The following is a 13,668-nucleotide window of genomic DNA, read 5'->3' on the forward strand; positions in this document are numbered from 1 at the left end:
ATCTCGAATTGATGTAAAATAATTAAATTAATATTTTTCTAAACCGGCAAGAATTTTTGCCGGAATTTGTTGACGAACTTGTAAAGCGGCATCCGCAATGGCATAAGCAAAAGCATCCGTATTCGCACTACCATGACTTTTCACCACCACCGCGGTCAAACCGACTAATGAAGCGCCATTATATTGATCCGGATTAATTTGTTTTAAACGTCTGAAACTGCCTTTTAAAAATAATTTTTTCACCAACCAAGCAAACAGCGGTTTACAAATATGATTGGTTTTCTGCAATGCGGTATTCCCTTTAATTAAAGACACCACATTTTTCGCTGCCCCCTCAAGGGTTTTCAAGGCAATATTACCGACAAATCCGTCATTTACAATAACATCCGCTTTTCCGTTTAATAATAAATCGCCCTCAATAAAACCGATATAATTAAGTGCGGTGTTTTTTTTCAACATTTCTGACGCATCACGAATGGATTTATACCCCTTAATTTCTTCAATACCGATATTTAACAACGCAATACGCGGATAAACCAAGCCTAATTGATTTTCAGCGAAAATCGATCCCATCAACGCAAATTGATACAAATTTTCCGCACTACAATCAATATTCGCGCCTAAATCGAGCATCACACTGCGCTCACCGGTTATGGTCGGAATCATAGAAATCAACGCCGGACGTTCAATACCTTTCAGCGGTTGCAATAAAATTTTCGATAACCCCATCAACGCACCGGTATTGCCAGCGCTCACACAACCTTGCGCATCTCCTTTTTGTACTGCTTCAATGGCTAAACGCATAGAACTGCCTTTACTATGGCGCAAGGCATACGACAAATCTTGATGATTGGCAATGATACGGGAACAATGACGCACGGTCAGACGCTCAAGAATAGATGATGGAAGATTTTCCAGCAATGGGGTGATTTGTTGACTGTCGCCAAACAGCAACAAAGCGAGCATTGGATCCTTTTCCAATGCTTTTATTGATGCGGGGATAGTAATACGGGGACCAATGTCCCCGCCCATCACATCTAACGCCAGGGTTAGACGATTCAAGTGATTACCTTATAAGTAACGAATTACTTATTGATCACTTTACGACCACGATAGTAACCATCCGCAGTTACATGGTGACGTAAATGGGTTTCACCGCTTGTTTTATCAACTGATACTGCAGCAGTGGTTAATGCATCGTGAGAACGACGCATATCGCGTCTTGAACGAGATTTTTTATTTTGTTGAACAGCCATTGGCTATACTCCTAAATTTACTTTTTCTTTAAGCTAGCTAATACAGCGAACGGGTTCGGTTTTTTTGCCAGCTCTTCCGGCAATTCGCCAAAAACCTGTTCAGCCACGGACACTTCACAGTGTTCAGATGAGTGCATTGGTACCAGAGGCAAACTCACTATAAGTTCATCTTCAATCGTACCAATTAAATCTATTTCGCCGAAAAGATTAAATTCAATCGGCTCATAAATTTCCGGTAATTCATCGGCTTGATCCAAATTCACCACTGGACTGTAACAAAATTCACAGTTCAATGTTTGTACGAAAGTTCCTCCGCAACGCTGACATTCAAGTTCAACATCAACCGTTGCCTGCCCTTTCATGACCACCAATTTTTGCGGATCAACGAAAAACGATAATCTAACCTGTGCATCGCTGAGCACTTCACTGACTGCTTCCTTAAGACGAGTAAGCTGATTAATCGAATAATATCCGTCATAATCCAACCTACGGTGTGCATCTTTAACCGGATCAGTCGTTAGGGGTAATTTTACCTTTTGCATAGGGCGTGAATATTACCTTTTGATCGCCAATTAGTCAAAGGAAATTATCATTTTTTCGCTGAAAAGTGATAATTTCACCGCTTTTGAATTTTAATCTAAGATAGGCAAGGTTTCAAATGTTGCCGCCGGAAAATGTGATGCCACATAATCCTGCAAATATGCTTGCGTATCCGCATGAATAATTGGATCGCCTAATGGATATTGATTATAAATCAACGTGTGCAAGGCAATACCTTGTTGTAGGCATGCCATCAGGCTCAATAAAGTATGATTAATACTACCTAATTTTCCCGAAGTCACCAAAATCAACGGATAACCCTGTTCACGCACAAAATCCAGCGTCGTATGCGTTGCATCATAAGGAACACACAACCCTCCAGCGCCCTCCAACAATACATAATCATACTTTTGCGCCAAGTTTTGCGCATCTTGAGCAATAAGTGCGGTCGAAATTTCGCGCATTTCCAATTTCGCTGCCAAATGAGGCGAACAAGGATGCGCAAACAAATAGCGGCAGGTCAATCTCGACAAATCCTCCTTAGTCAACGGAATGTCCATCATCTTACGATGCGTAACAATATCCTCCGACAGCGTTTGGCAGCCGGTTTGAATCATTTTTTGCGTGATAACTGAAAATCCTTGCGCTATTAAATTTTTAGCATACATCCCAGTTGCCACTGTTTTGCCGACATCCGTATCAATTCCCGATACGAAGATGATTTTTCCAGTCACTTTTCCTCCTTTTTACGCGCTAAAATAAATACCGGCTGATAAGTTAACCGCACTTTTTGCTCTTCTGCTACATAATATTGTTGATAATCTTGCAAAAAACGCTGTAATTTGGATTTTGTCCACATAGATTGACTAACCGCAGTCACACCACTGGCTTTTAAATGCTGCAAAACCGCCATAGGTGATACAAAATAAAGGGGAATCTCTCGTTGGCTTAAATGTAAAATCTCAAAATGGGAGGTTAGCCAGCCCCGCCAACAATCCATATCGGGATAAGCCAATCCAATCCCGGTCAAATGCCGAATTTCTTGCAAATTTTGCGGCGCAAAGGTACTTAATAACAACAGCCCGTGCGAACGCAACTTTGCTGCGCATTGAGCAACAAAGGCTTGTGGCTCGGAAAACCATTGTACCGTGGAGGCAGAAGCAATTAGATCGTAACCTTTTGGGAAACAAAATGACTCGGCATCACCTTGAAAAAATTGAAATTTCTCTCCCTCCAGCAAAGTTTGCAATCGAGGTTGTACCGCACACAAATCATTTAAATGCCATTGTGTTACGGAAAAATACTGTTTTAACAAAGCAGTTAGTTGCCCCGTGCCACAACCAATTTCTAGCAATTGCGTAAAATGACGCCTTTCTTGTTGCAACAATAATTGGATCAACTGATGGTTAATATGTTGTTGCGCCACCGCTTGTTGATCATAAGTGGTTAAAGATTGGCTAAAACGTTGTGCGACTCGTGCTTTGTGTGGTGTCAGCATAATTGCAACCAATCGTTAAATTGATGAAACGGATAATGTGGCAAATCCAACAAACGGATAGCGCCCGGACGCGCTGCAAAATAGCCTTGCCAGAAACGCTGTTGATTTTCCGCGGGGAAAATACGATCTTGCTGACAGATAATCGCGCCAGTCCATTGTACCGCAGATAAATCAGGCTGCTGCATTGCTTGATAAAGTGCGGTCAATTCTTGATGAATTTCTAGCAATTGACGCGATACGGTCATTTGTCGATATTGCTCACTTAATTGCCGAACGCCACAAATTCGGCGTTGGAATTTCACTAAATTACTTTCATTCAAATTATCCAACGTGCCTTGAAAAATGGCTTTAGGAATACCGAATTCATCATCACACGGGCGTAGCGTACCATTTATCGCCACCGCCGAAATCAACGGAAGGTTTTGCATCACCCGCGTCGCCGCCCACACGCCCATTGACCACGCCACCAGCCGAATTTGCCGATAAATGGAAAAATCAAAATCTAGCTTAAGATCACGAAAATCATAACAAATTAATACATCATATTCCGGCGGCACCACCAAATGCGCCACCGTTTCTGGTGAACTTCCCCAACCGGCAAAATAAACGATGATATTTTTCTGCCCGTTATTTATCCATGTTGTTTTCACGTTAATTTAATCCTGTTACATAAGCGTTGATAACGCATCCATAAATTGGACGATTTCTTGCGACGTCATATCGGCTGTCAGCGATAAACGAATTCTCGAGGTGCCTTGCGGGACTGTTGGCGGGCGAATTGGTAAACAATAATAGCCCATTTGTTGCAATTGTTGCGCCGTCTCGACCGTTTTTGGGTTATCGCCGATAACATAAGGCACGATGCAACTTTGGCTTGGCATATCCCGCTTAGTCAAGCGTTGCACATGGCATCTTAACTGCTCACTCAATTGTTGCAAATGCTCACGTTGCGCTTGAAAGTGCGGTAGTTTTTCAAATAGAAATAAACTCCATGCCACGTTAAACGGAGGCAGTGCGGTCGAAAAAATCAACGGACGCATGGTATTGACCAAATAATCCCGCATTATACGATCACAAACCACATAAGCGCCCATAGAGGCTAAGGCTTTGCCAAAAGTACCGACTAAAAAATCAATCTCCGCCACGCAACCTTGCTGTTCGGCAATCCCTAAGCCTTGCTCTCCGTAAACACCAATAGCGTGCGCTTCATCCACGTACAATAACACATTGCCGAAACATTTTTTAAATGCCACCAATTGTGGTAAATCCGACACATCACCATCCATACTAAATACCGATTCCGTCACGATAATCATGCGTTGATAACAGTTTTGATGTTTACGCAGCAAATTTTCCAGATGCGCATAATCATTGTGGCGATAACGCACAAAATCGGCCCCACTCAAGCGAATTCCATCAATCATGCTGGCGTGTACCAATTTATCCGCCACGATCAAGGTATTTTTATCCGCTACCGCCGGTAAAATCCCGATATTGGCATGATAACCGCTATTAAACAACAATCCACTTTCTCGCCTAAAACGCTGTGCCAACAACGCTTCCAGTTGCTCATAACACGGAAAAGATCCGGTCAACAAACGGGAAGAAGATGAAGTAAAGTGCAGTAAGTTTTCCGCGTGTTTTTGCAAAAAAGTTTGCCGCAAAGCCGTGTTATTTGCCAACCCTAAATAATCATTAGACGATAAATTTAACATTAACCGCCCCTCTTTTTCGATATAACGTCCTTGATGGGTTAATTCAGGCAAGCGGCGTAATTGTCCGATATTCTGCAATTGCGTTAATCGCTCGGCAAAATCAGCCAATGGATTCATCATAAACCTCTTTGATCACCTCTAATAGGGCTTGTGTCAGTTGTGATAATTGGTGCGGCGTAATAATAAAAGGCGGCATAATATAGACAAGACGTCCAAACGGGCGCAACCAAATCCCTTTTTGTACAAATTTCGGTTGTAAAACTGTTATATTAACAGGTTCCCGCATTTCAAGTACACCGATAGCGCCGAGAACTCGTACCTGTTTGACACAATTAAATGCCGCTGCTGGCGCTAATTCGCGGCGTAATTGTTGTTCTATTTTCTGAATTTTCGCCTGCCAATCGCTTGCCAATAATAAATCAATAGAGGCACAGGCAATCGCACACGCCAGTGGATTTGCCATAAACGTCGGTCCGTGCATAAAACATTTTGCTTCGCCTTGGCAAATGGTTTGAGCGATCAATGCGGTAGTCACCGTTGCCGATAAAGTTAAATAACCGCCGGTCAAGGCTTTACCCAAACACATAATATCCGGGATTATTCGAGTATATTCGGTGGCAAACAGCTTACCGGTGCGCCCAAATCCGGTAGCGATCTCATCAAAAATCAATAATACGCCATATTGATCACATAACGCTCTGGCACGTTCCAAATAGGTCGGCGAATAAAAATACATCCCACCGGCACCTTGCACAATCGGCTCCAAAATTAATCCCGCAATTTCCGAAGATTTTTGTGCCAATAAATCGCGTAGCGGTGCAATATCTCGTTCATCCCAGTCTTCGCCAAAGGCAGTTTTTGGTTGTGGCAAAAAATATTGCAGTGGCAACCGTTCGGCAAATAGGCTATGCATCCCCGTTATCGGATCGCAAACCGACATCGCATGCCACGTATCACCATGATAACCGGCGCGAATGGTGGCAAATTTACTGCGCTTAGGTTGCCCTTTGGCGTGTTGATATTGCAGTGCCATTTTCATCGCCACTTCTACTGCCACTGATCCGCTATCAGCATAGAAAATTGTGTCTAATCCTGGCGGCAAAATGCTAACCAAGCGTTTACCTAATTCCACCGCGGGATCATGGGTAAATCCGCCGAACATAATATGGCTGGTTTTCTCTAATTGGGCAATCGCGGCTTGATTTAATTGCGGATGGTTATAACCATGTAACGCCGCCCACCAAGAAGACATTCCGTCAATCAGTTGTTGCCCATTTTTTAAGGTAATCATCACGCCATCGGCACGTTCTACCGCATATATCGGCATCTCGGCGTTCACCGCTGAATAAGGATGCCACAAATGTTGCTTATCCCATTGCAACATATCTTGCTCATTCATTACGCTTATTCCTTTCTGCTTGTTTTCGTTCATAAATCCGAATTAGTAGCAAAGTATAGCCTTATCATTGCACAAGTGAAATAACTTGTTATAATCCCATCTCCAATTTATTGAGGACATAACTATGTACAACGCGAAAAAAAACAACCCAGCTACCGGCAGCGCATCAAAATTGCTTTTCAATATGTGATGCCGCAACAATATTTAACCCAATTTGCCGGCTGGTTTACCAAACAACAATGGGGCACAGTGACTCATTTTGCGATCAAACTTTTTGCCAAAAAATATCACGTGGACATGAATGAAGCGGCGAAACCGAATTTCAAAGATTATGCCAGCTTCAACGAATTTTTTATTCGTCCGCTTGCCGAAAATGCGCGTAAAATCGAGCAAAATCCGACCGCACTTTGTTTACCCGCAGACGGACGAGTCAGCCAACTCGGACATATTGACGACAATTTATTATTACAAGCCAAAGGGCATTATTTTCGTTTAGAAGATTTATTGGCGCACGATCAAGAGCTGGTGGAAACCTTTAAAAATGGCGAATTCGCCACTATCTATTTATCACCGCGTGATTATCACCGCGTGCATATGCCTTGCGACGCAACCTTGCGAAAAATGATTTATGTGCCGGGCGATCTGTTTTCGGTAAACCCGTTTTTAGCCGAACACGTACCCAATTTATTCGCTCGCAACGAACGGGTCATCTGCGTATTTGATACGGACTTCGGACCGATGGTGCAAATTTTAGTCGGTGCCACCATCACTGCCAGCATCAGCACCGCTTGGGCTGGTATTGTCAATCCGCCACGTCCGAAGGAAATCAAAACTTGGACTTATCAAGGGGAAAGTGCGGTCAAATTATTGAAAGGTTGTGAAATGGGTGCCTTCCAATTAGGTTCGACCGTGATCAATTTGTTCCCGAAAAATCGTGTACAACTGGCAAGCCATCTGCAAGTCGACTTGCCGGTGCGCATGGGCGAAGTATTGGCATATAAAAAATAATTTTTAACACAAGGAAAAACAATGACTAAATCATTTTTTGAACAAGTAACCTTAGATGATGTTTCTGCAAAAGGGAGTTATGGTATCGGCTTACAAATCGGTCAACAATTAATCGACAGCCGATTAAATGTGAAAGCAGAAGCGGTTGCCAAAGGGATTTATGATGCCTTAAACCAAAATGCACCGGCGTTGGATTTAAATAAAGTGAGCCAAGCGTTACATCAATTGCAACAAGACGCAGCGGAAAAAGCGCAGGCGAAATTTAAACAATTGGAAGAAGCGGGCAACGCTTTCTTAGCTGAAAATGCGAAAAAAAACAGCGTAAAAGTGACGGAAAGCGGATTACAATACGAAGTTTTAGTGGAGGGTAACGGTAAAGTCCCGAGCCGCCAAGATAAAGTGCGTGTACATTACACCGGTACTTTGATTGATGGAACCGTATTCGATAGTTCAGTGAAACGTGGTCAACCGGCAGAATTCCCTGTAAGTGGCGTGATTGCCGGTTGGATTGAAGCCCTTTCTATGATGCCGGTCGGCTCAAAATGGCGTTTAACCATTCCTCATAACTTAGCCTACGGCGAACGCGGTGCCGGCGAGTCTATTCCGCCATTCAGCACCTTAGTGTTTGAAGTGGAATTATTGGATATTCTGTAATACATCACTTTAATTGAGACTAAAAAAGCGTTACGCAAAACATTTCGTAACGCTCTCCCAATGGTCAAATTACCAATATTTTGCAATTTCCTGACGAATTGCTTCAGCAGTTGCCCGTCCTTTTTCCCCGACTAAAGCTCGTCCTGCAATAAAAGCCTTAGCATTTTTAATTTCTTTAAATAGATGAATATCCTCCGGAACAATTCCACCAGTAATAGAAAGTGCAATGCCTAAGCGTGAAAGTTGTTTCATTAATGCTACATCTTCTTGGGTCCATCCTTTTCCGGCTAACTCGGCATCTCTTGAGCGATGGTAAATCGCTTGATGTACGCCCAGCTCAACCCAGTCTTTTGCATCATCAATTGTCCAATTACCATAAATTTCAATTTGAATTTCTTTTTTCACCTTTAATTCAGGGTGGGCTGCATTAAATTCATCCGCGACTTTCTTACACGCTGCTTTCGTTGCCGGATGCGCTGCCGCAGACACCGTTAGCCAATCTGCCCCCGCCTCAAAAGCCATTTTTGCTAAAATCGTGCCTCCGTCTGTCGTTTTCAAATCACAAACAATAATATGTTCCGGGTGTAAGGCTCGCAATGTGGAAACGGCTTTCATCCCCTCTGCACAAGCCAGAATGGTACCAACTTCAATTATTTCAACTAAATTTGAAGCCTGCCGAGCATCAGCGACCGCTTTTTCAAGCGTCAAGGAATCAAGAGCTATTTGCAATAATGGTTTAGTCTTCATAGATCATCTCCTAAATTTATATTTTCTCTTTTTATAATATGTTATTCCTCAAGAGCAGCATCAATTACTGCCAAAACCTCATCTATACTGTCACAAGTCAAAAATTTCTCGATATTAACACCGCTATCGCTATTCGGATCATCTAATACTCGAGTAATTTCCACTAACCCTCCATATGTTGATTGCTATCGCTCCCTGCTAATGCGATCATCATATAGACAGGCTCATCATCCCCATCAAAATACACCGGCACATCATAAGATTTTTGACTTATCCAAGTCCAATTTAGATAAAAAATCACGTATAACTTTCTCTAGCGGTTTATATTCTTTGTGATAATGAAACGAATAAATGATAACTTATTCTTTATTTCTTCTTCAGAATAGCTTTTACTCATAATTAAACCAATAGATATATTATAACAAAATCAAACAAAAAGCCTTTTATGACGCTTATAAAAAACGGTCAAAAAGCAAAACTTTTGACCGTTTATTGATGAATTAAAGACCGGAAAAACTAGAATGTATAATTGACACCCAAGCGGAATTCACGACCGCGTGCAGGAAGCGTGTTATCATTACTACGCTGTGCATGCGATTTGTAAAACTTGTTGGCAATATTATCAATCGCAAAGTTGACATTCATTCTGTCATCGTTAAACGGTTTCCAGTTCACGGTAAGATCGGTTACATTATAACCGGCTTTACCCTTACCCGGTGTAACGTTACCCCCTGTCAAGAAGAAGTCGTCTTTAGCTTTGACTTTTTCAACGAGGCGGTGATGTAAACCCACTTCAATATTCGGTTGCTCGAAACGGTAGCTCACAGACGCTGTCCACGTACGACCGATGGCAGAAGCGTATTCAGGATTGCCGCTGAGTAGTGGTTTGTTCTCCTTTATTTTTTTCTCTTTGTTGGCTTTCTTACCAAGATTTGCGTAGAAGCGCGGTTTGCTGTCGGCGACACCCAGACGAGCGGTAAAGCCACCCTGATGGTAACCGAAGTTTAACTCATAACCGTGGTTTTTGATTTTGCCGGCATTTAAGATGCTTTGCCAAGTGCCGTCACTCATATGGTTATCGCGACCGGCGGTTGTGCCTAGGGCATCTTTGATACGTTGCCAGAAATAGCTACCGTCCACACTGAATGTGCCGTTATCATAGTTAAACCCGATTTCGGTGGTACGTGCTTGCTCGGCTTTGGTGCCTTCAAGAATACTGGTGAGACCGCGCTTTTCACCGTGGCTTAAAATGGCATCCTGCATACGCGGGCTGCGGGTAGCGTAGTTATGGCTCGCACTAAAGCTTAGCTCAGGGGTAACTTCGAAAATCACGCCGATACTCGGGTTAAAACTTGAATCGCTGACTTTTTTACGATCCATCGCTTTAAAGGTGAACTGATCGTAACGTAAACCCGTCGTCAACGTAATACTATCGGTGGCAGCGGTGATGGCTTCTACATAAAAACCGGTATCTGATTTACGTTGATTAGAGATGCCTGCGGCTTTAAAGTGCGGTTTGGCTTCTTGATGGCGGTAATTGATACCGTATTTCACCAAGATGTTGTGATGGATCGGTAAATCAAAATTGAAGTTTGCTCCGTGGGTAACGACTTTAATTGAAGTTTCACCTTCTTTATTACCGGCATAACCGTTGCCTTTATCATTGGCAGACCAGCGACCATGCACCAAGCGGTACACGTTGGCATTGGCTTCTTTGGCAAAGCCTAAGTTTTTCCCTGTCCATTCTAAATTGGTGTTGTCGACCGTCATTTTACGGGCGGCAGGAGCTTGTCTGTCACCAAAATTCACAAATTCTTCGCGCACCAAACGATCGCCTTTGTGTTGTTCGTGCAAATGGCTCAAGACAAAACGGTGATCGCCGACGGTAGCACCGACTTTGGCGAGGTAGCTGAGTTTATTTAAACCGCTGTACAAGACACGGTCAGATTTATTTACTGAATCATAATAGCCTTTACCGGCTTTGTAATTCCCGTCTTTGATAAAGTTGGTCGCGATTATCCCATCGAACATCCCACTTCTTCCATAGACGGTGGCGTTGTAATTTTGAGAGTAATTGGTGCTGAAGCCTGTGCCGACTCTTGCACCGAAGTTTTTATCACTGCCTTCCAGTAAATCTAAGGCATCTAGGGTTTTGGCAACAATCGCCCCGTTGGTTTGACCGATACCAGCTGAAGCACTACCAGCCCCTTTTTGGACAGATACAATTTTGACCATGGCAGGGTCTAGCATATGACGACCTTGATGGTAGTGAATTTGCGCATCCGAGTAAGCATTATCCACTTTAACATCGATGGAATTTTGCCCCATACCGCGAATATAGAGATATTGAGAAGTACCGTTACCTCCCCCTATGGCAATGGACGGCTCGTTTTTCAGTAAACCGCGTAAATCGGTTTCCGTACTTTCGTCTTTGATTTGGGTGGTCACGACATTGGTTTTGACTTTTAAACCTTGATGATTTGTAACATTGATGGTGTCCAATACCACAGCATCTGTTTGAGCAAATGCATTTGCGGCAAATACACCTAATACCAGCGCAGGAACCGGCAGTAGTTTAAATTTTTTCATTGTTTTTCCTTAAATACAAACGAGATTTTATTAGAAATTTTTTCTTTCAATATTGAAAACAATTCTCAATATTGTAAGGAAAAGGTAATATACTTCAATTTTATTGTCAAGAGAATTTTGTTTTGCTATTGCCCGCTCAATGTGTAGTTTCCTTTCTCATTTCGTAGTGCTGCAATATTTATCATGTTGATGATCACTGGATTGTGAAAGGAACAGCAAGTCTTGAAGAGCTTAAACCGGAATTAAATGAGTCTGAATTATTTGAAGATGTCGAATAATTTACGGTCGGCGGTCTTTTGATTTACAAATTTGACGATATTCCGAATGTGCAAGATAAAATTATTTTAGAGAGATGCTGTTTTACGGTTTTAGAAATTTAACATTCTCAAATTTTAACGACCAAAATTGAGAAAGTGGCGTTTTCAGAACTTGATTAAACATAAATTTATGAGAAAATCCCGCCCTTTCGGGCGGGAAATAATGTCATTTAAAATAGCGGATCGCTTTTTCTCCGAATCTCATTTTTTCTGAAATTCATAACGAAACATATCTAGATAATGTTCAATAAATTTTTGATAAGGAATCAAGAAATTAATTTTCATTTCCTTTTTTATTGATAATCACAACCATCACCATAATCTGAGCCTGATTGATTTATAGATTTACTGATTGAATAAAACAATCCTTCAGCAGCACTGCTAAAAAATACTGATGATGCTGTTCTAATTGCATTACTATTTCCTATAAGTGCTCCCGTTGCGCCTCCTATTGCTGCTGCTCCAGCATCTTTCCAATTATAATTTTGGTTTCCAAATGTTTCTTTTATCCCATATGAGGTTACTCCAACAGCCGCTCCTCTAATCATTGAGGTTGTTGCAACTCCTATTACAACTGGCAAAATTCCACCTTGAACTAATTGTAGTTCATCAATACTGAGTTCTTTCATATTATCTCCTGTTCAATAAAAATAACCGGGTATCGCCCAATATAGTCAAAAAAAAAAAAAAAGGAATAAAAATAAAATAAGCCATAAAATTAAATTTATAAAAGCAACCAAATTTTACCCTCCTATTATAGTAAAGTTTATTAAAAATAAAAACTCTATTATATCAAACTACCCAAAAATATAGATTTTTAAATACTCATATGCATAAAGTTTAGTTTTTTAGTCTATACAATCATATTTTATGTTGATTATATATTTCTGAATAACTCCTACTGAATGATATATTATTACCCTAGCTTGATTATTCTATCTGCAAATTGGATAGAGGATTGACGATGTGCTACAATAATTCGGGTAATGCTTAATTGCGATATTGCCCGATTAACGAGTACTTCATTTACTTCATCTAGGTGGGTGGTAGCTTCATCCATTAGTAAAATTTTCGGTTTCTTATATAAAGCTCTGGCAATAAACAGCCGCTGACGTTGTCCACCGGAAAGATTATTCCCTAATTCTCCCAATATCGTTTCGTAATTCATCGGCATTCTCATTATTTCATCGTGAATATTTGCTAATTTAGCACACTCTATTGCCCAATCTAGATCATAATTGTTCTCAAAACTTACAATATTTTCTAAAATAGATCCAGAAAAGAATTTATCTTCTTGCAATACGCAAGCAATTTGGGTTCGATACTGGCTTATCCCAAGTTGATAAATATCTATTCCATTAAAATAGATTCTTCCAGCAGTCGGCTTTAATAATCCTCCCATCAATTTTAATAGTGTCATTTTCCCATATCCTGATGGAGCAGTAATAGCTACAATTTCACCGCTATTTATATTTAAATTTAAATTATCAATAATATTCTTGTTAAAAGGGTCGTATTTAAAACAGAGATCACTAATGTTTAACCTTGCGTGGTTATTATTTATTAGATTAATTTGATTTTTTTATTATCTTCTACTTCATTTAAAGCAATATCTGCAATACGTTCTCTGTGTAGTGAAATAATTTTCAAACTAAATACTATATTAATTAAATTTCCCATTCGAGCAGAGAAATAACCTCGATAGGCATTAAAAGCAACAAACATACCCAATGTCATCACATTTTCAATCACCATTGTGGCACCAATCCATAGAATTAAAATTTGTTCAATATTTGAAATAAACTTATGAATGCCGGAAAAAAGCATATCAAATTTAGTAACTTTGATTGATATATTAAACATCTCTGCATTGAGAGACATCCATTGTTCTTTTCGTTTATTTTCTATACCTAATGCTCTTAATGTAGTAATACCATATAGGGTT

Annotated in this window: 15 protein-coding genes and 1 pseudogene; 2 read left to right on the top strand and 14 right to left on the bottom strand. The window is 40.9% G+C overall.

Features of this window, described 5'->3' with window-relative positions; genetic code table 11:
• Positions 1–27 precede the first annotated feature (27 nt).
• From plsX to bioA, 8 genes are all read right to left on the bottom strand, one after another.
• Entirely contained in the window at positions 28–1,062 is a 1,035-nt protein-coding gene (plsX, locus tag CFY87_RS04635; RefSeq protein ID WP_094946084.1) for a phosphate acyltransferase PlsX, read from the bottom strand.
• A gap of 23 nt (positions 1,063–1,085) precedes the next feature.
• The gene (gene rpmF, locus CFY87_RS04640; protein WP_011608316.1) at positions 1,086–1,256 is read right to left on the bottom strand and encodes a 50S ribosomal protein L32; all 171 of its coding nucleotides are present in this window, start codon (positions 1,254–1,256) and stop codon (positions 1,086–1,088) included.
• 17 nt (positions 1,257–1,273) lie between these two features.
• Positions 1,274–1,798: a 23S rRNA accumulation protein YceD gene (gene yceD / locus CFY87_RS04645; RefSeq protein ID WP_094946085.1), complete on the bottom strand. Its 525-nt coding sequence runs from the start codon at positions 1,796–1,798 to the stop codon at positions 1,274–1,276.
• Between the two features lie 90 nt (positions 1,799–1,888).
• Positions 1,889–2,530 (bottom strand): dethiobiotin synthase, encoded by a 642-nt coding sequence (gene bioD / locus CFY87_RS04650; protein ID WP_094946086.1) that lies wholly within the window; start codon positions 2,528–2,530, stop codon positions 1,889–1,891.
• Positions 2,527–3,294 carry a malonyl-ACP O-methyltransferase BioC gene (gene bioC, locus CFY87_RS04655; protein ID WP_094946087.1) on the bottom strand — a complete coding sequence of 256 codons (768 nt, stop codon included), beginning with the start codon at positions 3,292–3,294 and terminating at the stop codon, positions 2,527–2,529. The genes bioD and bioC overlap by 4 nt, the downstream gene beginning before the upstream one ends.
• Positions 3,288–3,944, bottom strand: a complete 657-nt coding sequence (locus CFY87_RS04660; protein ID WP_094946088.1) for a DUF452 family protein — start codon at positions 3,942–3,944, stop codon at positions 3,288–3,290. The genes bioC and CFY87_RS04660 overlap by 7 nt, the downstream gene beginning before the upstream one ends.
• A 15-nt stretch (positions 3,945–3,959) precedes the next feature.
• Positions 3,960–5,117: an 8-amino-7-oxononanoate synthase gene (gene bioF, locus CFY87_RS04665; protein WP_172539988.1), complete on the bottom strand. Its 1,158-nt coding sequence runs from the start codon at positions 5,115–5,117 to the stop codon at positions 3,960–3,962.
• Positions 5,110–6,408 carry an adenosylmethionine--8-amino-7-oxononanoate transaminase gene (gene bioA, locus CFY87_RS04670; protein WP_094946090.1) on the bottom strand — a complete coding sequence of 433 codons (1,299 nt, stop codon included), beginning with the start codon at positions 6,406–6,408 and terminating at the stop codon, positions 5,110–5,112. The genes bioF and bioA overlap by 8 nt, the downstream gene beginning before the upstream one ends.
• Positions 6,409–6,597: 189 nt before the next feature.
• Here bioA and asd point away from each other — a divergent pair, with 189 nt between their 5' ends.
• Complete coding sequence (gene asd / locus CFY87_RS04675) at positions 6,598–7,416, top strand: archaetidylserine decarboxylase (RefSeq protein ID WP_094946091.1); 819 nt, start codon at positions 6,598–6,600, stop codon at positions 7,414–7,416.
• A 21-nt stretch (positions 7,417–7,437) separates the two neighbouring features.
• Entirely contained in the window at positions 7,438–8,070 is a 633-nt protein-coding gene (locus CFY87_RS04680; protein ID WP_094946092.1) for a BamJ family beta-barrel-assembly machinery protein, read from the top strand.
• Positions 8,071–8,139: 69 nt separating this feature from the next.
• Here the strand turns inward: CFY87_RS04680 and CFY87_RS04685 are convergent, their stop codons facing one another.
• The 6 genes and pseudogenes from CFY87_RS04685 to CFY87_RS12185 all read right to left on the bottom strand — a co-directional run.
• A complete protein-coding gene (locus CFY87_RS04685; RefSeq protein ID WP_094946093.1) occupies positions 8,140–8,817 on the bottom strand; it encodes a 3-keto-L-gulonate-6-phosphate decarboxylase UlaD in 678 nt (225 codons plus the stop codon).
• Between the two features lie 41 nt (positions 8,818–8,858).
• Positions 8,859–9,067 (bottom strand): annotated as a pseudogene (locus CFY87_RS12170) (PTS ascorbate-specific transporter subunit IIA); the annotation flags it as partial.
• 266 nt (positions 9,068–9,333) lie between these two features.
• Entirely contained in the window at positions 9,334–11,406 is a 2,073-nt protein-coding gene (locus CFY87_RS04690) for a TonB-dependent receptor domain-containing protein (RefSeq protein ID WP_094946094.1), read from the bottom strand.
• Between the two features lie 610 nt (positions 11,407–12,016).
• On the bottom strand, positions 12,017–12,352 hold the full coding sequence (locus CFY87_RS12175) for a bacteriocin (protein ID WP_115610003.1): 336 nt from the start codon (positions 12,350–12,352) through the stop codon (positions 12,017–12,019).
• Between the two features lie 287 nt (positions 12,353–12,639).
• Positions 12,640–13,296 carry an ATP-binding cassette domain-containing protein gene (locus CFY87_RS12180; protein ID WP_336595878.1) on the bottom strand — a complete coding sequence of 219 codons (657 nt, stop codon included), beginning with the start codon at positions 13,294–13,296 and terminating at the stop codon, positions 12,640–12,642.
• Positions 13,287–13,668 (bottom strand): ABC transporter transmembrane domain-containing protein (locus CFY87_RS12185; protein WP_272896439.1); only part of this gene is annotated, 382 nt, incomplete at its 5' end. The genes CFY87_RS12185 and CFY87_RS12180, both read right to left, overlap by 10 nt.

It is taken from the genome of Actinobacillus seminis (genome assembly GCF_002263215.1).
In the GTDB taxonomy this organism is placed as follows: Bacteria; Pseudomonadota; Gammaproteobacteria; order Enterobacterales; family Pasteurellaceae; genus Actinobacillus_B; species Actinobacillus_B seminis.